This window comes from Sphingomonas phoenicis (assembly GCF_047238005.1).
Taxonomy (GTDB): domain Bacteria; phylum Pseudomonadota; class Alphaproteobacteria; order Sphingomonadales; family Sphingomonadaceae; genus Sphingomonas.
In genome coordinates this window covers 1-19271 of record NZ_JBDFMC010000001.1, presented here as the reverse complement: position 1 = coordinate 19271, position 19271 = coordinate 1, and the positions used below count along the sequence as shown (strand labels likewise).

16 protein-coding genes are annotated in these 19271 nt (G+C 62.7%); 13 read left to right on the top strand and 3 right to left on the bottom strand.

Annotated features, from left to right (window positions below; translation table 11 throughout):
- Positions 1-94 precede the first annotated feature (94 nt).
- The 3 genes from ABC319_RS00080 to ABC319_RS00070 all read left to right on the top strand — a co-directional run bounded on the left by ABC319_RS00080 (position 95) and on the right by ABC319_RS00070 (position 3227).
- A complete protein-coding gene (locus tag ABC319_RS00080) occupies positions 95-526 on the top strand; it encodes a hypothetical protein (protein ID WP_184116619.1) in 432 nt (143 codons plus the stop codon).
- A gap of 578 nt (positions 527-1104) precedes the next feature.
- Entirely contained in the window at positions 1105-1962 is an 858-nt protein-coding gene (locus tag ABC319_RS00075) for a replication initiator protein A (protein ID WP_066773312.1), read from the top strand.
- Between the two features lie 446 nt (positions 1963-2408).
- Positions 2409-3227 carry a helix-turn-helix domain-containing protein gene (locus ABC319_RS00070; protein ID WP_082731323.1) on the top strand — a complete coding sequence of 273 codons (819 nt, stop codon included), beginning with the start codon at positions 2409-2411 and terminating at the stop codon, positions 3225-3227.
- 145 nt (positions 3228-3372) lie between these two features.
- On the opposite strand, the gene ABC319_RS00065 is transcribed toward ABC319_RS00070, so the two are convergent.
- Positions 3373-4347, bottom strand: a complete 975-nt coding sequence (locus tag ABC319_RS00065; RefSeq protein WP_231728698.1) for a lytic transglycosylase domain-containing protein — start codon at positions 4345-4347, stop codon at positions 3373-3375.
- A gap of 27 nt (positions 4348-4374) precedes the next feature.
- Between ABC319_RS00065 and ABC319_RS00060 the strand changes: the two genes are divergently transcribed.
- Complete coding sequence (locus ABC319_RS00060) at positions 4375-5667, top strand: hypothetical protein (protein ID WP_066773324.1); 1293 nt, start codon at positions 4375-4377, stop codon at positions 5665-5667.
- A gap of 40 nt (positions 5668-5707) precedes the next feature.
- Here ABC319_RS00060 and ABC319_RS00055 read toward each other — a convergent pair whose 3' ends face one another.
- Positions 5708-5977 carry a hypothetical protein gene (locus ABC319_RS00055; RefSeq protein ID WP_066773327.1) on the bottom strand — a complete coding sequence of 90 codons (270 nt, stop codon included), beginning with the start codon at positions 5975-5977 and terminating at the stop codon, positions 5708-5710.
- A 241-nt stretch (positions 5978-6218) separates the two neighbouring features.
- Between ABC319_RS00055 and ABC319_RS00050 the strand changes: the two genes are divergently transcribed.
- From ABC319_RS00050 to ABC319_RS00040, 3 genes are read left to right on the top strand one after another with little or no spacing between them, the layout of a single operon-like run.
- Positions 6219-6461 (top strand): hypothetical protein, encoded by a 243-nt coding sequence (locus ABC319_RS00050; protein WP_066773330.1) that lies wholly within the window; start codon positions 6219-6221, stop codon positions 6459-6461.
- Positions 6458-7318, top strand: coding sequence for a DUF7146 domain-containing protein (locus ABC319_RS00045; RefSeq protein ID WP_066773332.1), 861 nt, complete (start codon positions 6458-6460; stop codon positions 7316-7318). The genes ABC319_RS00050 and ABC319_RS00045 overlap by 4 nt, the downstream gene beginning before the upstream one ends.
- A gap of 36 nt (positions 7319-7354) precedes the next feature.
- Complete coding sequence (locus ABC319_RS00040) at positions 7355-11572, top strand: strawberry notch-like NTP hydrolase domain-containing protein (protein ID WP_066773335.1); 4218 nt, start codon at positions 7355-7357, stop codon at positions 11570-11572.
- 44 nt (positions 11573-11616) lie between these two features.
- Here ABC319_RS00040 and ABC319_RS00035 read toward each other — a convergent pair whose 3' ends face one another.
- Positions 11617-12114: a Ros/MucR family transcriptional regulator gene (locus tag ABC319_RS00035; protein ID WP_066773338.1), complete on the bottom strand. Its 498-nt coding sequence runs from the start codon at positions 12112-12114 to the stop codon at positions 11617-11619.
- 189 nt (positions 12115-12303) lie between these two features.
- On the opposite strand from ABC319_RS00035, the gene ABC319_RS00030 reads away from it, so the two are divergent.
- From ABC319_RS00030 to ABC319_RS00005, 6 genes are all read left to right on the top strand, one after another.
- The gene (locus ABC319_RS00030; protein WP_066773340.1) at positions 12304-14571 is read left to right on the top strand and encodes a ParB/RepB/Spo0J family partition protein; all 2268 of its coding nucleotides are present in this window, start codon (positions 12304-12306) and stop codon (positions 14569-14571) included.
- Positions 14572-14659: 88 nt separating this feature from the next.
- On the top strand, positions 14660-15409 hold the full coding sequence (locus tag ABC319_RS00025; protein WP_413068374.1) for an ArdC family protein: 750 nt from the start codon (positions 14660-14662) through the stop codon (positions 15407-15409).
- Between the two features lie 26 nt (positions 15410-15435).
- Positions 15436-16217, top strand: a protein-coding gene (locus tag ABC319_RS00020; protein WP_413068373.1) for an IS5 family transposase whose coding sequence is annotated in 2 segments (ribosomal slippage) — positions 15436-15760 and positions 15760-16217 — 783 coding nt in all. Because the reading frame shifts where the segments join, the coding sequence is not laid out codon by codon here.
- A gap of 8 nt (positions 16218-16225) precedes the next feature.
- Positions 16226-16417, top strand: a complete 192-nt coding sequence (locus ABC319_RS00015; protein WP_413068372.1) for a zincin-like metallopeptidase domain-containing protein — start codon at positions 16226-16228, stop codon at positions 16415-16417.
- A gap of 24 nt (positions 16418-16441) precedes the next feature.
- Complete coding sequence (locus ABC319_RS00010) at positions 16442-16732, top strand: hypothetical protein (RefSeq protein WP_413068371.1); 291 nt, start codon at positions 16442-16444, stop codon at positions 16730-16732.
- A 591-nt stretch (positions 16733-17323) separates the two neighbouring features.
- Positions 17324-19246: a reverse transcriptase domain-containing protein gene (locus ABC319_RS00005; protein ID WP_024018999.1), complete on the top strand. Its 1923-nt coding sequence runs from the start codon at positions 17324-17326 to the stop codon at positions 19244-19246.
- The last annotated feature ends 25 nt before the right edge of the window (positions 19247-19271 follow it).

Here is a 19271-nt window from a genome sequence, read left to right as displayed (position 1 = left end):
TGAGGTGGGAGCGTCTAATCCTTACAATTCTGGCGAAAGCAGTAGCAGCGCCAAGCCAGAACTTGCCGACTTCCTCCTCGCGAGGATGAAGGAATTGCGGGTCACGTTCCGCGTGCTCGAGGCTTCAACGCCGATGATGAAGCGGACGAGGCTCCACTGCATCCTGCATTCGGACACGGCCAAGCGCCGGCCGATGCGCGTGGACGAGGCCCAGGCGATCTGCGCCGCGCTCGGCATCACGCAGTCAGAAGCGTTCTTCGGGACCGAGCTGCTCGGCTGCATGTCGGGTGACGATCGCGAGGAGGCCGCAGGCCTGACGTCATTCCTCGCGACGATGTTCGGCGGATTGGCGCCGAGATTGGCGAACGCTGTGTCCGCGATCGGCGGCTTGGATCTAAGCGACGTGAAGGGTGAGCACGGCCAGCAGATCCAGCAGCTGGTATGTGAGACTTTCGAGCGAGGGTATGCGGACCTAGCTGAGCGCAAGGGGCTCCGGCTGCGAAAGAGAGAGGCCGACGGGCTCTAACGGCACCTCGACTGAAATGATGGATTGGGCACCGCTTCAGGTGCCTTTTTTTTGGCGCTGTCACCACCGCCACGCCGTCCCGGACAGACCTCCCGCCGCCCTGCCATCTCGCGTCCCTTAGGGCTCCTAGAGCATCTGACGCCCCCCGGGATCGGAAGGGGAGGGGGAGGTTGAACGCGGGCTGGAGGACCGTGTGCATCAGCAAACGGGGATGATGCCGTTTGAGCCGAAGCCGACACGGTGCTACGGCAAGGCATGGCTTACGCTTCCGTAATCCAGACCCCCCTTACCGACCGCTACACCGACACAGCCTCTCGCGTTTTCAAAAGCACGAAGAAGGGCGGCCGGGCGGCCTGGACCTGTCCGAAATCGGCAGAAACAGGGCCTAGAAAGCCGGTTTTGGGGTCGGATTTCGTGCTTTCGGAAACGCCAGCGGCCGAATTTTCGTGCTTTCAAAAACGCGAGAGCGCCGGAAGCGAATTATCAAAAACACGAGAGCGTCGAGGTCACTGGGGATCCCGGCTGAACCCGATCCGCTCTCCTCGGCGAATGCCGAGACACATGAAGGTAAGTTGACAATGGCGGAGCAAGAACAGGGCGAGCTTTTTCTGCTCGACAGTCCTCTCCACGGACCAGTCCGCGGAGAGCGGTCACTCATGGCATGGCCGTTCTTCGCGTTGGCGAAGAAGGCCTGGATGCAACCGCTTACCTATAAAAAGGGTGACATCTCGATCGAAATCGGGCCGGGACCAAAAGGGGTGGCCACGATCTACGACAAGGAAATCCTGCTCTATATCGCCAGCCTAATGGTTTCCAAGGTAGAGGCAGGGAAGGCCATTGGGCAGGAGTTCAGCTTCAGTGCGAACGACCTTTTCAGCGTCACCGGCGTCAACAAGTCGGCTAGGTCCTACACAAGATTGTCTGAGGCTCTTGAGCGACTTCAAGGCACACAGATCAAGACCAACATCGAAGCAGGCGGGGAAGGCGAGGAGGGCTTTTTCTCGTGGCTACAAGAGGCCAAGCTGCAATACAGCAAGGGCGAAGGTGGCGTGAAGCGCCTGAAGGCGGTCAAAATTCGCCTCTGTGACTGGCTGTATCGGGCTATCATGGTCGACCGCCAGGTCCTCGAATACGCATCCACCTACTTCCAGCTCGGCCCGGTCGAACGTCGACTCTATGAGGTTGCCCGATCGCTGTGCGTTGACGGTCAGACTACCATTCCGCTTGAGGATCTGCGGCTGCAGATGGGCTACCAAGGATCCTCGCGCCAATTCAAATTCGCACTTACGAAAACCATCAAAGAGGACCCGATCCCAGGCTTTCGATTTGAGATCGAGGATCAAGGTCTCGGAACGGTGACGGCAGCCGGGCGAACAGTCCGCGAATACCTCGTCAAAATCATTCCAGAGAGCACGGTGAAGCGCCTCTCGTCATAGACGTTTTCGATTCGACGAAAGCCGACTCCAAACACGGCGCCACCAACTTCTCGCGTTTCCAAAAGCACGAATTGTTGTCCCGTGGCGCGGGACGGGGCAGCCTACGTGTTTTCAAAAGCACGAACATTAGCCGCCTAATGTTGTCGAAAGCACGAATCACGCGTGTTTCGCGAATGGCTATCGTGCGCCACTATGCGGCCGCCTGGGTCGCAGTCCGCGGCCTGGAAAAATTGGGAATGGCTGTGACCACATAAACGAATGCCCGGCACGAGGCCGGGCACCCTGAGACCGCTATGTCCGATGCCGGCAAGCATCGAAAGAGCCGTTGAACGCTCAAGATATACTGGTTTCCGAGCTTCGGTTCAAGGGTTGCGCGCTTCGCCCCACGGACGAGTTTTGCCCCGGTCCCGGCCCAATGTGAGGGCAGGAAATTGGCTGCAATAACAATGGCAGAGGCGGCTCTGGCCGTGCTCGGCGGTGCCCGCTTCAAGCGGAAGCCGTCGCGATCTGGCGCAACCCACCGCACTGGGGCGCCCGTGCGGCGCGACAGCATCGAGGCTGGTACGTTCGAAGACGCCTTCTTTTCGCGTCCCAGCAAAGGTGAAACCGACCGGATCTACAAGCGCGCTGCGGCGCTGAGCGCGGGACGGGCGAACCTGCGCGCAAGGATCGCGCACGAAGAACGAGAGCCGACACCGCGGGAGGCCGCTATCCTGCGCTTCAGCCGTAACACGCTGGCGGTCCTCGAGGCATTGCTCAGGATCGCGCGAGTCCAAGCAGGCCGTGTGTACCCCACCCTCGAGTATCTGGCCGAGACTGTCGGTATCGGACGCCGCACCGTCATCCGCGCACTTGCGCTTCTGACCGAACTCGGCTTCGTTCTTGCCCAGCGTCGCTTCAAACGCGTCGAGATCGACGGCGTTGGACCACGCTATAAGCAAACCAGCAATGCGTACCGCATGCTCATGCCGGCCTGGATCGAGGCTCACCTTCCGCGCTGGCTGCGTCCGGCTCCTTTGCCCGCGGATGTCGTCCAGCAGGAAGCCGAGCGGATCGAGCAGACGGCCGCGATGCTCAGCTCACTGTCGCGTCGGGAATATGCGTTGGCGACGGTCGACGGCCAACTAGGCAAGGTTCTCGCGCGCCTCGGCGCCGCGATCGATGCCAAAGAGAGCGAGTGCCAACCTGGCCTGCAACCGCTCCTAGATTCATATATCATTAGCTCAGAAAGACTTGGCCTAGCCGGCCAAGGCGTTCACGCCTGACGGCGAGAGCAACGAAACCGCAACGCGCATCTCGACGGCGGCCCGAAGACTGACTGTCGGAGCGCCGGCTACGCCGTCGCATTGCTCCCGAAAGGAGCATGCGTTTTCTGGCGTCGATCATCGGCAGGGCGCGAACGCTGAGAGGTCAGAATTGCGCGAGTGCGACCGAGCGATAGGCAGGTTGTGGCAAGGTCGAACGAAGTGCTTGTGACCCAGGCGCTGCGGTCAATCTCGACCAATTGGCGATGATGTCGGTTACATAGGCCTGCGTTTCGGTGATCCGGGGGACGAGACCCCCGCGCACTCGGCCAGGACCGGCATTATAGGCAGCGAGCGCGAGCTGCACGCGGCCGAACTTATCGAGCTGCTGGCGGAGGTATCGGGCACCGCCACGCATGTTCTGGTAGGGATCGAACCGGTTCACGCCGAGCCCCATCGCAGTGCCGGGCATCAGCTGCGCGAAGCCGAAGGCGTTTTTCGGCGATAGAGCTGTTGGATTGTAGCGGCTCTCGCGAATTATCATCGCGTCGAAGAGCCCAGTTGGAATGCCGTGTTCGCAGGCGATCGAGCTCATCATGCCATAGTAAATTGCCCGCCGACTTTCGGCCTCGCGCGAGAGAAACCCTGACGGCCGATACGCGAGCGGAGCACAGCCGGGAACGAAGGCTGGCGCCGTAAACGATCCGACGCCCGGTTTCATCCAATCGGGCACGCTGATGGAGGACGTCGCCGCTACAGCCGGGGCCAGGCTGTCGGATACGCTGACCTCGGGAAAGATCGACGCGAGCTCCTGCTTCATCCGAAACTCAACGTAGCGGCGGCTTAGATCGTGCACCTTGAACTCAGGCGGGAGGTCAGGTGCTGGGAGGTCATCGGCGGGTCCGCCATCACCCTCCGCCATTGGCAGCGCCGACGCGGTGGTCATCGAGATCAGCTCAACGCGCCGAACCTTGCCGCGCTTTTCAGGCGCGGCCGAAGCAGATGTGGCCAGCGCCACGCTCGCGATCGCCACACCGGCGTAAAACTTCTGCACAAAAACCTCCTCGACCCCCTGTTTAAAAGAGTGGAGATCAAGAGATTTGCCCTTGTCAAGACCGGGGCCGAGGGCGAAACTGGTCAAGAAACGTCGCCCAAAGGCTCTTCGAGCATGTGGTTGATCCATCGAGACACTGACGGAAAAGGTCCAAATCGCATCAAGCTTCCGCAGCCGCTGCGGGAGGCGCTGGTACGCTGGTACGTGGGCAAAGGCACCTTCCACGACGAGCAGGCCGGCATCACGCTCGTTCAGAACGCGCGCATCGGTCACCGCTGGATCGCCTGCAATTGCCTTGGAGCGGAGGCGGCCCCACCGATCCTCACACCCGCGTTCCTGTCCGAGGCGGAGACCTACTATCTTCGACGTCTGACCAGCGAGAAACGTCCCGAGCATCGCGCAGACTGCCCGTTCTTCCGCGACCAGGTGACCAACCGGATCACCGAGATCCGGTCCCCCAACACGCCCACCGACCCGCCTGCTGGCTTTTTCGAGGTGCTCAGGCCCGCGCCGGAGAAGCTCTCGCAACGGCCGGAAGAAGACAGCAACGACGATCGGACGCGAAACGCGTCGACGCCGCGGCTGGCTCGCCTTCTATGGCGGCTAATGGACACGGCCGGATCCAACAGCGTCCCGCCGATCGGCGCAGGTCCGGAGTGGTCGATCAAGGAGGCCTTTGCCGCCATCCTCGGCGCGGCGGGAAAGATCGAGATTGCTCCCGGCATCGAGTTAGGCCGCGCCATCTGGACGCACGCCCGGCCGCTCGAGGCCAAGGTCGTGTATGCAACGCTGCGACGCCTCGCGGAAAACTGGCCAAAGGCGCATGCGCCGCAAGGCTTCGTCCTGCTCTATGCGACCGCGATCCAAGGGCACAAAATCTACGTGCCCGATGGTCCTCCCGTGGAAATCGCTAATCGGGTTCAGTCACCATCGGTGCGGGGTAACAGGATCAGCGGCCCGTTCCTCGTGCTGGTTGTCGCCGGCGAGTACCCGGAGGCCCATGGGTATGCGCCGCTGCGGGGGTACGCACAGCCGATTTACAATGGCCGGCTGTTCGTTCCGGTGGAGTCGGATTTCGAGCGGAAAACCCTCAAGCGGATCTTGGAAGCCCAACGGCTTCTCCGTTCGCAGTCAATTGATCTGGCGATCGGAAAGCCGCTCTTCGATACCATGACACCAGATGGCCCATGTCGTCCGGACTTCGTCCTCGAGGGGAGATCCCGCGAAACCGGGGAGCTGCGCACGCTCGTTGTGGAAGCGATGGGGTTCGACAACGACGATTATCTCGCCGCAAAGGCGGTGACCCACCCGCGCATGCGCCACCTGGGCGATCTGCTCACATTACGCCCGAGTGATATCGAGGACGATGCTGCGGGCATTCAAATCGCCAATGCGATGAGGCTCTAAAAGCCTCGTTGGACCGCTAAATAATTGCAGGCTCTGAGGATCAACCCCAGTTCATCGTCGCGGCGAAGTAACAGACTATGCCAAGTGTAACGGGCGTGGAAAGTAGGTAGAGCTTCTGCCAGCGCCACCATGTCTTCGGAAGCAGCAGAGCCGCACCGCGGATCGTGCGGGCATCTTGCCAGACCTTGGCCTGCCACATCTCGTGAAGCGTCACCGAAACTGACATGACCATGGCGATTCCGCAGCAGATTCCTGCCGCCAGATAGATGGCGACCCAGTTCGCGATCTCGACTGGCGAAAACTGAGACATCCACACCTCTTTTTAAGGCCGTGCGTCGACAAACAAGCACGGATCGATTCTAGTTCCTAGAGCACCCTACTTGGCTGGGCTTAGCGCTGGGTAAACGGGACGGATACGAAATCAGCCCTGATTTAACAGGGGTAGAGGAAGAGCGGAGGGGGGGAGAAAGGATGGGCTGCTCGGGTGGCCCGACATTCCCTTGCGGTAATGGTTCGCCGGTACAGGCGGCCAGGTACGAGGTCCGCTCGCCATGGAACGCTTCCTGCTCTTCATCCGCGACGTCGACGGTCGCGATCAAACCGACGTGCATCCCAGTGAACGATCGGCCCGCACGGCCCTAGCGGCTTATGTACGGAGCCGGTCCGAACCGAACGCCGATGTCGTCCCCCTCCACGACGACGACGCGATCGACAGCTATTTCGCCGCGCGGGACGCTGCATATGTGATCGCGCGCCTGACGAAGACGATGCGACGCGAGGGGGATCCGGCATGACCCTGATCGCCAATCGTCCGTCACAGAAGCTGGTCGACCTCGTCGGCGCGCTCGGGGGAACTTGGCACCGGAACGTCGCGACGTGCCGCTGCCCAGCGCATACGGACAAGACGCCAAGCCTGTCACTCCGACAAGGCGATCGAGGCATCCTTGTGACCTGCTTTGCGGGTTGCGACCCTGCCGACATCCTGCGCGAGCTCGACCGCATACCGCTAGGCCAGCGCTATGAGCCACCCAAGGTGACCCGCGCAGGAGGCACCGCCAATATCGAGCGATTATGGAATGAGGCTCGTGGCGTGCCAGGAACCTGCGCGGAGCGCTATCTCGCGTCGCGCTTCCTGCTACCGCTGCCGACCGACATTCGCTTTCACCCGCGCTGCCCACTCGGGCCGAAGCCGCTCACCGTGTTCAAGCCAGCACTGCTCGTCGCCGTTCGCGAAGCTGACCGCCTGGTCGCTTTCCAAAGGATTTTCATCGATCCCGCAACGAGCGCCTACACCGAGAAGCAGACGCTCGGGACCCTCGGCAATGGCGCGTGGCGTGGCGGTGGTCTGGCCTCGACGATAGGGCTCGCAGAGGGTTTCGAGAGTGCCCAAGCATGGTCGCGACTGCGTGGCCTCCCCTGTTGGTCTTCGTTCGGGTCACGACGACTCGACCTTCTGGCCATTCCATCGTCGGTCACCCGGCTGATCCTGGCTGCGGATCGCGATCTCGCTGGGCGACGCGCTGTGGCGCGCAGCATCGAACAATATGCGTCCGACACCCTGACCGTCGTGCCGGACTTTCCGCCGGCGCCCTACAAGGATTGGGCGGAGGTGCTCGAGGCGAAAGAGAGGGGAGGGGGAGGGAGGCGGTGAGCTGCCGGAATGGCAGCATGACCAAGGGAGCCTTCCATGTCCGACCTCCTCGACTTGCCGCCTGTCACCGACCGACCGGCCGCGCTCACGATCGCGCTCGCACTGGCGTCTGGCGAGCCGATCACGCGGCGCGCGCTCAACAACGCCATGACGGCTGCGTTCGGAGGCACCGACGCGGAGGGCCGTTGGACCCAGCGCGACAGCTTCGAGATGCTGGAACACGCTTTGGCGCTGCACGTCGCCAAGCAGCCCTATCCACTGGCTGACATCGCCGGCGTGACGCATGCCGCAGCGTTGATGGAACGGCTCCCGACGCAAACCGTGCGCAGCGAGGAGCAGATCGAGCTGCAGCAGTTTTCGACGCCGATCGATATCGGCGCGCTCGCAGCGGTCATGGCCGCGATCGGACCGGACGACATCGTGCTGGAACCGAGCGCCGGCAATGGGCTGCTTGCGGTTCAGGTGCCGCATCATGCCGGCCTGCAACTGAACGAGATCGATCCGCGCCGTCGAGAACGCCTCGCCAGCGTCTTCCCGAATGCCATCATCACCGGCCACGATGGGGCTGCGCTCGTGAGCCTCCATGCCTCGTTGGAACGGCCTACCGTCGTTCTGATGAACCCGCCGTTCTCGCGCAGCATTGGCCGCGGCGCCGACAATCTCGCGGCACTCCGCCATCTGCAGGCGGCAATCCGCCGCGTTTCGATGGGTGGTCGGATTGTCGCGATCATGCCCGATTGGTTCGCGCCGAGCGCGCAACTGAAAGCTGCCTATGAAGCGGTGCTCACCGGCTGCACCGTCCGCACGTCGCTGCGGCTCGAAAGCTGCTACCGCAAGCATGGCACCGACATCGCGGTGCGGCTCTACGTCATCGACAAGGTGGCAGGGGGTACGTCGCACACCGTCATCCAGCGTCGTTCCGTCCTCGACTTCCTCGACGTGGTTGAGATGCCTGCCCGAGCCGAGCTGGTGTCGGAAGCACGGAGCGCGAGGGCTCCCGCTGCCGCGGTAAGTCTCTTCGGTGCCGCACGCACCGCGAAGCCGGCCGTGGCACGCACCTACCACAAGCCGGTTCGTAACGCCGTTCTGCCGGTCGGCTATACGACCCTGTCAGCTCCGGCACCGCTCGCAGACCAGGTCGGAGTGTATCTTCCCTATCGTCCGAGCCGGATCATCTTCGACGCGGCCGGCGAGCACCCGACGGCGCTGGTAGAATCGGTCGCGATGGGCTCGATCCCGGCACCGGTCCCTGCCCATATCCCGCACCTTCCCGAGCGCACCGTCTCGGAGCGGATGCTGTCCTCGTCGCAGCTCGAGACCGTGATTTATGCCGGACACGCATGGTCGCAGATGCTCCCGGGGATGTTCAAGCCAGACAAGGAGGGCGTTGGCCTCACCCTGAACGAGGACGGCCGCAGCTACCGGAAAGGCTTCTTCCTCGGCGATGGAACCGGCGCGGGTAAGGGGCGACAGGTGGCCGCGTGCATTCTCGACAGCTGGCTGCAGGGCCGCAGACGCCACATCTGGGTGACCAAGAACGAGCCGCTCCTTGAGGATGCGCGGCGCGATTGGTCCGCCCTGGGCGGTATGGCGGGCGATGTGCAGCCGGTCTCTAACTGGAAGATCGACGAGGCGATCCGCCTCGAAGAGGGCGTCCTGTTCGTCACCTATCCGACGCTGCGCTCGATGCGGACCGAGAGCAGCCGCCTGCAGCAGATCCTAGACTGGGCGGGGCCTGATTTCGACGGTGTCATCGCATTTGACGAGGCCCACGAGATGGGCGGCGTAGCGGGCGGCGAGGGTGCGCTCGGCAAGAAGGATGGGTCGCAGCAGGGTATCTGCGGCGTCCTTTTGCAGAACCATCTCCCGGACGCCCGCGTTCTGTACGCGTCCGCGACGGGCGCATCCGACGTGAACAATCTCGCCTATGCGGTCCGGCTTGGCTTGTGGGGGCCGGAGACGGCGTTCGCCGGTCGCGAGACGTTCATCGCCGAGATCCGGAAAGGTGGCATCGCTGCCATGGAGCTCGTTGCCCGCGATCTGAAAGCGCTCGGGCTCTACACGGCTAGGGCGCTCAGCTTCGCAGGCGTCGAATACGACGTCCTCAAGCACGAGCTGACGCCGCTGCAGATCGAGATCTACGACACCTATGCGCAGGCCTGGAGCGTGATCCATCAGAACATGGAGGCGGCGCTCGAGTTTACCAACGTCGTCGACGGCCTCGAAGGCGGGACGCTCAACAGCGGCGCAAAAGCGGCCGCCCGGTCGCGCCTCGAATCCTGCAAGCAGCGGTTCTTCGGTCAGGTCCTTCTCGCGATGAAACTCCCGACGGTCATCGCCGCGGTGGAACAGCACCTGAAGGCTGGGCAATCGGTCGTGCTTCAGCTGGTGACCACCGCCGAAGCGATCCTCGATCGCCGGCTCAACCAGATGTCGGCAGAGGAGCGCGCCGATCCCACGATCGACCTGTCGCCCACCGAGTATATCGCCGACTATCTGCAGCGAGCGTTCCCGACGCGCCAGATGGAAACCTATACCGACGATACCGGCACCGCGCGGTCGCGGCCGATGGCAGACGAGGCTGGCAATCCGGTCTACAATCCCGACGCCATCGCCGCCCGTGAAGCCATGCTCGAACACATCTGCGGGCTTCCGCCGATCAAGTCCGCGCTCGACGCCTTGATCGAGCACTTCGGCACCGACCACGTCGCCGAAGTGACAGGCCGATCCAAACGGCTCGTTTGCACCTCCGAGGGGCGCCAGAAGGTCGAAACCCGATCAGCTCGGTCGAGCCAGGTTGAGGCTGCGGCCTTCATGACCGGCACGAAGCGCGTGCTGGTCTTTTCCGACGCTGGAGGGACGGGACGATCCTATCACGCCAGCCTCGACGCCAAGAACCAAGAGCAGCGCGTTCACTTCCTTCTGGAGCCGGGCTGGCGCGCTGATCGAGCGATCCAGGGGCTCGGACGCACGCATCGCACCCATCAAGCCTCGACCCCGCTATTTCGACCGGTCACGACAGACTGCAAGGGTGAGCTCCGCTTCACCTCGACGATCGCACGACGGCTCGATAGCCTCGGCGCGCTGACACGTGGGCAGCGCCAGACCGGCGGGCAGAACCTTTTCGACCCGGCTGACAACCTCGAGAGCGAATACGCCAAGGACGCGCTCGTTACGTGGTTCCACCTCCTCGACAAAGGTAAGCTGACCAGCACGACTCTTGACGACTTCTGCGCGCGCACCGGGCTTGAGCTCTACGACAGCGACGGGTGCCTGAAGGAAGAGCTGCCGCCTATCCAGCGCTGGCTCAATCGCCTCCTGGCCCTGCCGATCGGATTGCAGAACGTGATCTTCGACGAGTTCCTCTCGCTCGTCGAAACGCGTGTCGCTGCAGCCCGGGAAGCGGGCACGCTCGACGTTGGCGTTGAAACCATCACCGCGGACACCGCTACCGTCGTCGATGATACGCTGCTGCGCACCGACCCGCTTTCGGGCGCGACGTCCCATCTCCTCACCATCGAGATCGCACGCAAAAAGACGCCGATTTCCTTGGAGCGCATCCTCACAACGGCGCAGTGGGCCGGCGATGCGGCCTTTGTCATGAACGGGCGGTCGGGCAAAGTCGCGTTGCAGCTACACGCTCGCCCGTGGATGGACGAACAGGGGCAGCCGATCCCTCGGCTCGAACTGCAGCGCCCGTGCCGGCGTGAATATATCGGCGAGACCGACCTGCTCGAGTCCGCTTGGGACGTGATCGATCGCGCCACGTTCGAGACCAAGTGGGCCGAAGAGGTCGCCGAACTGGCAGGGCAGACCGAGGTCGAGACGATCCGCCTCGCGACGGGCCTGCTTCTGCCAATCTGGTCGGCACTCCCGTCCGATCATCTCGCGGTGAACCGTATCGTCGACGGACAAGGCAACTCGTGGCTGGGCCGCCTCGTGTTCGACCAACACGTCGTCCAGCTCTACACCAAGCTGGGGATCGCGAAGAGCGAGGACCTGCCTGTCGAGGCAATCGCACATTCGGTCCTGTCGGGCCGCAGCGTCGACGTGGTTCGGCCGTTCGAGATGACGATCCGCCGTTCTTTCGTGAACGGTGCGCAGCGGATCGAGATCGAGCGCGCTCCAGCTCAGCAACTTGCCTACCTCAAGGCGCTGGGATGCTTCACGGAGATCATCGCCTATCGGACGCGCGTGTTCGTACCGGTCGGCGAGGCCAGCACGATCCTCGAGAAGCTCCTCAAGGTGGCATGAAGGGTTGGCCGATCCTACCCCTGACGGGCGGACCGGCCACCCAATCAGGCTTCGGCCGCTTCCGCAGCCTTCTTGGTCCGGCGCGGCTTGCTGACCGGGGCCTCGGCCGCTGCAGCACCCGGCTTCTGACCAGGCTTGCGTCCGAGACCGATCTTCTTGGCCATATCCCGACGGGCTTCGCTGTAGGCTTCCGCGACCATCGGATAATCGGCCTTCAGCCCGTAACGCTGACGATAATCATCCGGGGTCAAGCCGTGACCCGCAAGATGACGGCGCAGCGTCTTGTACGGCTTTCCATCGATCATGCTGACGATGTGGTCCTTGCTCGCCAGCGACTTCCGCACCGATACAGCCGGCGTATATTCAGCGGCAGCAGGCTCGGCGGTCGCCTCATTCGGGCCGGCGCCTAGTGTCGCGACCGCTTCGTGCATCGCTTTCAGGAAAGCTGGAACGTCGTCGGCCGAGGTCCGTGTATTCGGGTTTGATAGCCACGCGATCGTCAGCTCGGTCGCCAGTTCGACGGGGTTCGTATCTTCGCTCATCTTGGATCCCGATAGTCAGGGGAAGGTCGCGGGCGCGACGTCACCTTCATAGCCCGGAGCGCCCACGCGGCAACACTGAACGGGCCAGGAACATGTCACGTTCCGAAGCAGCCGGAGCCAGGGAGAGAAGGGGGAGGGAGAAGGTGTCCGGCGAGAATGTCGGATGCTCAGCAATAAGGGTGATTTCCCATGATCCAGTCCGTCAAGCTGTCGAAGCTCGTCCCCTCCGACGTCAATGTCCGTAAGCGTCGTGCCGACAAGGCCGAGAGCTTCGCCGCGAGCATCTCCGCACGCGGCATCCTCCAGAACCTCATCGTGACGCCGCTGAAGAAGCCGCGCGGTCACTTCGGCATCGTTGCCGGCGAAAGCCGCTACCGGGGCCTGATGCTCCTGGTCGAACGTGGCGAGATCAACGCCGACGACTATGATGTGCCGGTCAAGCTGATGACGGGCCCCGAGAGCGAACTGTCCGAAGTCTCGCTGGTCGAGAATTTCCAGCGCGACGCGATGAACCCGGCTGACGAGTGCCGCGGCTTCCAGATCATTCAATCTCAGGGCGGCGACATCGATGGTATTGCCCGTCGGTTCGGCGTGACCCGCCGCTTCGTGGAAGGGCGCCTGCGGCTTGCCGACCTCGCCGAGCCGATCTTCGATGCGCTCGCCGACGAGAAGATCAGCCTCGAGATGGCCAAGGCATACGGCTCGACGGCCAGCCATGACCGCCAGCTGAAGGTCTGGAATACCTACGGCAACAGCAGCTACTACAACGCCGACATGATCCGTCGCATGATCGCCAACGACGACATGCGCAGCAACGATCCGGTCGCATTGCTTGTCGGCGCGGACGCCTACGAAGCCGCCGGCGGTATCATCGAGCGCGAGCTCTTCAGCGAGGGTGACGATCGCTGGTCGAACCCCGAAATCGTCCAGAAGCTCGCGGCCGAGAAGATGGAAGCCGAAGCGAAGCGCATCGGCGACGAGCGCGGCCTGGCTTGGATCCGACCGGTCGCATCGAACAGCACCTACGATGCCGCCCGCGGCCTCTATCCGGTGGCCCTGCCGACCGAGCCGATGACCGAGGAGCAGGGCGCCCGCGCCGTCGAGATCGAGGCGTTGCTGGAGCCGCTGCAGGAGCAGCTCGAAAGCGGCACGTTGGCTGACGAGGCGTACATCGCGATCGAGGAGCAGTACGACGCGCTCGCTGCGGAACTGCATGCCCTCGAAAATCGGCCGGTAATGATGCCTCCCGAACTCGCGTCGCGTGTCGGCACGTTCCTCACGCTGTCGCACGCGGGCGAGATGGTGCTCGACGACACCTTCTACAGCGAGACGCCTCTGACGGTCACGATGGTCGAGCCCGATGCGATCGATGACGTCGCTGGCGAGGCTGATGGTGAGCACGGTGACGCGACCAGCGATGACGATGGCGAGGTCACGCCGCGTGGTATCCAGACCCCGACCTTCCGCATCGAGGAGGGCACTGGACGGTCGAGCTTCCGGGGCAGCACCACCGCGATCGTCGAGCCCGACCGCGCCGCCCCCGGCGGCAAGCAGATGAGCCAGGTGCTCCTCGATCAGCTCGCCATCCAGCGTCGCGACGTGCTCGGCGCGGCATTGCAGGCGAACCCCGGTCTCGCGCTGGACTATATGATCTTCGCCATGATCGAAGCACGCAGCCATCGCGGCACCGGCAACGGCACGACGATCCGCGCCGCGCTGCCGCAGGATCCGGTATTGGCGAATAACGTGCCCAACTCGCGTGCGCGAGATTATCTCGCCGAGGTCCACGACAGTCTGGATGCGACCTGGACCGAGGCAACCGACAAGGTCGCTCGCTTCGAGGCGTTCCGAGTGCTGGCCGACGAGACGAAGGCGGCCTGGATGGCGTGGATCGTCGCGACGTCGTTCGAGGCGAAGGAAGGCTACGGCGCCACCCAGCAGATCCCGCTCCAGAACCGCCTCGCCACGATCCTCGAGATCGACGTTGCCAGTTGGTGGCGTCCCACGTCGGAGAATTTCTTCGACCGCGTTCCCAAGGGCGCGCTGTTGTCGCTCCTCGACGAGGTCGGCGGTCCTGCGCTGACGAGCCGTCACGCGAGCAGCAAGAAGCCGGACATCTCGGCGTCGTGCCAGAAGCTGTTCGCCGGTGACGCGATCGTCGAAACCGAGATCAAGGACAAGGCGCTCGCCTGGGTGCCCTCGGCGATGCGGTTCAATGACAAGCCGTCGAACGAGCTGGCCGCGGACGATGGCCAGGACGAGCTTGCGGGGCTCATCGGCGACGCCGACGGCGAAGGCGAAGACGACGATCTTGGCGCACTGATCGCCGACGGGGACGGTGAACCCACCGAGGATGACGAGACCGCCGAGGCCGACGACGGCAGTGTCACGGGTGAGGTCCCGCACCCGGATAACCAGAACGACGACACGACCGACCACCTGGTCGCGGCCGAGTAACAGCGCACCCGCTGGGCAACCTCGCTGCCGGCGCTGCCTCACCGCAGCGTCGGCAGCTTCTTTTCACGTCCATTCGAGGAGCCGTGCCATGCCCGCAGGCACTCGCGACATCGCGGCCGCAATTACCGACACCATCATCGCCAAGCTCGAGGCCGGCACCGTTCCATGGCAGCGTCCGTGGTCGGTGACCGGAGAAGGTGGGCGCCCGCTGCGCCACGAAGGGACTCCGTACCTCGGAATCAACTCGATCTGGCTATGGGCGATGGCCGACTTCCTCGGCTTCAAAAGCCGCTACTGGATGACGGCGCGTCAGGCCGAGGAGCTTGGCGGACTGGTCCGCCGTGAGGCGCAGCCATCGTTCTCTGTTTACAGCTCCACCTTCCGCAAGAAGGCGCAACCGAACCTGCTCGGCCTGTCGGCCGACAAGCTGATCCGATTCCTGCGCTCGTACACCGTCTTCAATGCCGACGAGATCGAGGGCCTCCCGAGCTACTTCTATGCCCGGCCGGTCCCACCGACCCCTGCGCTGTTGTCGGCGCGACAGGATCGCATCGACGCCTTCTTCTCGGCGATACCGTCGCGAGTGCGTCGGGGCGGCGACCGAGCCTTCTTCAGCCCGACTTTCGACTTCATCCAGATGCCGCACGCCGGCAGCTTCAGGTCCGCCGACGCTCATGCCTCTATCCTCGCACATGAGCACGCTCACTGGACCGGGCATCAGTCTCGCTTGGATCGAACATTCGGGAAGAAATTTGGTGACAAGGCTTACGCGCTCGAAGAGCTGGTTGCAGAACTAGGCGGCGTGGACGAATTGGTTGACGCTGGATCGAGCGGTTGATTCAAGGCTTCCTTTTGGAGGCGTGATTGAGCCGGGGCGATCTGAGCGAGGCGGAGTGGCGGGTCTTGAAGGATCTGTTGCCGATCGAACCATCTATGCGTGGTCGCGGACGGCGCCCGACCGAGAACCGGGCGGTTCTGAACGGTATTCTCTGGCGGCTGCGCTGCGGGGCGCCCTGGCGCGACGTGCCGGAGAAGTACGGCAAGTGGAACACGATCTATCGGCGGTTCAGGCGCTGGAGCGAGGCCGGCACCTGGGAGATCGTGTCGGTCACCCTGGCCGAAATGATGGCGGACACCGGCCACTACAGCATCGACAGTACCACCATTCGCGCCCACGTCTCGGCAGCGGGGGTAAAAGGGGGACTCATCGACAGGCTCTTGGCCGCTCGCGGGGCGGGTTCGGCTGTAAGGTTCACTGCATCGCCGATGCTGGTGGGCGACCGCTCGCCTTCCATCTGACAGGTGGGCAAGCCGCCGACTGCAAGGCGTACGACACACTGATCGCACTGCCCGAGGTCGAGCCGGCCGCGCTGCTGGGTGACAAGGGGTACGACGCCGACGCCATCCGTGACGATCTACGTGGCCGCGGGATCGACGCCGTCATCCCAGGACGATCCAACCGTAAGAAGCCGATCATCCACGACCGCACCCTCTACAAGGAGCGCAATCGTATCGAGCGCATGTTTGGTCATCTCAAGATCAATCGCGCGGTCGCCACCCGATACGACCAACTCGCCGAAAGCTTCCTCAGCATGATCCAGATCGCTGCCACCCGCTACCTGCTCAAATTCGTCCACGCGGCCTAACAGGAGCCATGGTGTGTAGCGATCTTGGTCTCCCATCCGAGATACACGATAGCCATGCAAGCTACATTGGCGATTGGTTGCGTATGCTCCGGTCGGACAAGAGCGTGATCTTCGTTGCCGCCACAAAGGCCGAGCAAGCCTTTGCATATCTTCGCACCTTCTCGGCCGAGGCCGTACATCCGGCGAAGCTGGCAGCATGACCCATTCTCACAGGAGAACCCGCCATGGGATGGCTTTCGATGAGGCGCGACGGAATGGGTCGCCACAGCACGCCCAAGGCGTATCTGGACGCACAATTCACCTACACCAACGACGCCGATGGTGGCGGCACGCGCGGTGCGCGCGTGATCGACAGCGCATGCGTCGGAAACCGCGTCTGGTATGCCGCTGTCGAAGTCCTCGAAAACGATGTCGCCACCTCCATCACCGCGCTCATTTGTGAGGTCCGATGGACGCCGAATGCGAAGGACGGCTACATCTTCGCCTATAAAGACAGTGCGCCGTTGCGGCGCTGAAATGGAGTATCAGTGATGATGAGGTAAGTTGAGAATGCCTCTGCTCGCCGGACTAACCTCGGGCCTCACAAGGTCTGAAATCCCGAAAGGGACGGGGAACAATAGCATGTTCGGAAAAGGCCAGATGCGTCTTAGTCGCAAATGGAGGCGATGACGGTCAGGGCAAGGTGCGTATGGTGAAGGCTACACTGCTTAAATCCCAGTCTGCAGCAATCTATATAGCGATACTGGCGAAAGCGACTGTCACGCCAGGTCCGGATGATGACAGCGGTCTCATGTCTTGGCCGCCTGTTTCTCAGCCCATCCGGTGCGCCTCTCGTCGAGGGGTTTAGTGGACGAACGGGACACCTAACCGCGCCGCATCTCCATTCAGCGTAACTACGGGATGCCCTAAACAGGCGGCTTCTGCCGGCCTGCATGGGTACGGAGCCGCCATATTACTCAAATGCCCGGGGTAATGCCCGGGACATCGACCTCTTCGGAGGCGGCGGTGCAACTGTATAAGGTCTCGAGCGATCGGGCCGAAAGCGGGGAAGACCGGGGGAAGGGCGGCAGCTGTGATTCTTCAACCACCGATCATGGGGTGTGCTGATGCTGCCAGAAACTGTGAAAGGCCGGTTGGAGGCCATTCCGGCGCTCGTTGCGTCGGGCAAAAGGGTGAATGGACTCTATCGTCTGATGGGGTCTCGCCTCCTTTGGGAGGAGGGGCTCCAGAAGATCGGATCCAACAAGGGTGCGATGACGCCGGGTATTGACGGCGAGACCTTCGCGGACTTCGGACCGGAAGACCTCGACCCGATTATCGCCAGCGTGACGGCAGGGACCTATGATCCCAAACCAGTGCGTCGGGTGTTTATCCCGAAAGGCAAGGGCAAACGGCGTCCGCTGGGCATTCCCACGCGCGACGACCGCCTCGTTCAGGAAGTGGCGCGGCAACTGCTCGAACGGATCTATGAACCGGTGTTCTCGAACGCCTCCCATGGATTCCGGCCGGGCCGGTCGTGTCATACGGCGCTTGAACACGTCAAAGCCGTATGGACGGGGGTGAAATGGCTCGTAGATGTGGATGTCGCGGGGTTCTTCGAGAACATCGACCACGACATCCTCCTGCGGCTGTTGCGGAAAAGGATCGATGACGAGAAATTCATCGGCTTGATCGGCAGCATGCTTAAGGCGGGTGTTATGGAAGACCGGGTTCACACCCGGACCTACAGCGGCACTCCGCAGGGCGGTATCGTCTCTCCAATCTTGGCCAACATCTACCTCCATGAACTCGATATGTTCATGGCGGAACGGATCGCGGCTTTCGAGAGGGGGAAGGTCCGTGCCACGAACCCGGAATATGGGCGACTGGCTGGGCGCATCCAGAAACAACGGAAGCGCGTCACCATGCTGCGGGCCAAAGACAATGTCGACGAGGTGAAGGTTGCGGCCTCCTTGGCCAAAATCCAAACCTTACTGCCGCAAAAGCGGTCCATCCCGTCGAGAGACGCGATGGACCCCGGTTATCGCCGACTTCGTTACTGTCGCTACGCGGACGACTTCATGATTGGGGTTATCGGTAGCAAGGAGGATGCACGAAGCGTGTTCGCCGAAGTCAGGGCATTCCTGACCGAGGCGCTGGCGCTCACGGTGTCCGAGGAGAAAAGCGGTATCCGCAAGGCGAGCGATGGAGCCGCCTTCCTTGGATATGAGGTCCGCACATATACGACACGCCAACGGGTTGTCCGGAGCCGACAAGGTTCCGTCAGCTTCCTTCGTAGGCCGCCGTCGGAAGTGATGCAGCTGCATGTCCCTTGGGAGAAGGTCCACGCGTTCGCTTCTGCAAAAGGTTATGGTGATCTGTCGGTGTTGAAGCCGCGTCATCGTAGCCTGCTGCTCAGCTGCAGCGACGTTGAGATCGTCCTAGCTTACAACGCCGAATTGCGGGGTTTTGCGAACTACTATGCTCTCGCCAAGGATGTGAGCTTCAAGCTGAACAGGCTTGAGTTTCTCCAGCGGTGGAGCTTGTTCAAGACCTTGGCCAGCAAGCACAAAACCAATGTGCGAGCGGTCGTGGCCCGCATGAGGACGGGGCAGGAATTCACCATCGGCTACGACGTCGATGGCCAGCCCCGATCGGTCAAAGTCTGGAAACTGGCTCATCTGAAACGTGATCCGGCCACCTCGTCCAGGATTGATATCCAGCCTTGGACGCAGGTGTTCACCCACTCACGTACGGACTGGGTTGATCGTCAGAATGCCAAGCAATGCGAGGCTTGCGGTCGATCCGATGTTCCGTGTCAGGTGCACCATATCCGGGGGATGGCCGATGTTTCGCACCGCGGTTTTGTCGTGAGAATGAAGGTGGCACGCGCCCGCAGGACGGTGGTCCTGTGCGAGCAATGCCACTGGGATACTCACAGAGGCCGCCTGCCCGATCTACGGCAAAGTGATGGTTCGTCACAGTGGAGAGCCGCATGCGGTGAAAGCTGCACGTGCGGTTCGGCGGGGGGATCAGGGCTGACTCCATGAGCAGCACCAATCCTACCCGACTGGG

What these genes read in the sequence shown, in the direction of transcription:
- ABC319_RS00075 (WP_066773312.1), top strand. Translation starts at nt 1,105, where the DNA reads ATGGCGGAGCAAGAACAGGGCGAGCTTTTTCTGCTCGACAGTCCTCTC.
- ABC319_RS00070 (WP_082731323.1), top strand. Translation starts at nt 2,409, where the DNA reads ATGGCAGAGGCGGCTCTGGCCGTGCTCGGCGGTGCCCGCTTCAAGCGG.
- ABC319_RS00060 (WP_066773324.1), top strand. Translation starts at nt 4,375, where the DNA reads ATGTGGTTGATCCATCGAGACACTGACGGAAAAGGTCCAAATCGCATC.
- ABC319_RS00055 (WP_066773327.1), bottom strand. Translation starts at nt 5,977, where the DNA reads ATGTCTCAGTTTTCGCCAGTCGAGATCGCGAACTGGGTCGCCATCTAT.
- ABC319_RS00050 (WP_066773330.1), top strand. Translation starts at nt 6,219, where the DNA reads ATGGAACGCTTCCTGCTCTTCATCCGCGACGTCGACGGTCGCGATCAA.
- ABC319_RS00045 (WP_066773332.1), top strand. Translation starts at nt 6,458, where the DNA reads ATGACCCTGATCGCCAATCGTCCGTCACAGAAGCTGGTCGACCTCGTC.
- ABC319_RS00040 (WP_066773335.1), top strand. Translation starts at nt 7,355, where the DNA reads ATGTCCGACCTCCTCGACTTGCCGCCTGTCACCGACCGACCGGCCGCG.
- ABC319_RS00035 (WP_066773338.1), bottom strand. Translation starts at nt 12,114, where the DNA reads ATGAGCGAAGATACGAACCCCGTCGAACTGGCGACCGAGCTGACGATC.
- ABC319_RS00030 (WP_066773340.1), top strand. Translation starts at nt 12,304, where the DNA reads ATGATCCAGTCCGTCAAGCTGTCGAAGCTCGTCCCCTCCGACGTCAAT.
- ABC319_RS00025 (WP_413068374.1), top strand. Translation starts at nt 14,660, where the DNA reads ATGCCCGCAGGCACTCGCGACATCGCGGCCGCAATTACCGACACCATC.
- ABC319_RS00015 (WP_413068372.1), top strand. Translation starts at nt 16,226, where the DNA reads ATGGTGTGTAGCGATCTTGGTCTCCCATCCGAGATACACGATAGCCAT.
- ABC319_RS00010 (WP_413068371.1), top strand. Translation starts at nt 16,442, where the DNA reads ATGGGATGGCTTTCGATGAGGCGCGACGGAATGGGTCGCCACAGCACG.
- ABC319_RS00005 (WP_024018999.1), top strand. Translation starts at nt 17,324, where the DNA reads ATGCTGCCAGAAACTGTGAAAGGCCGGTTGGAGGCCATTCCGGCGCTC.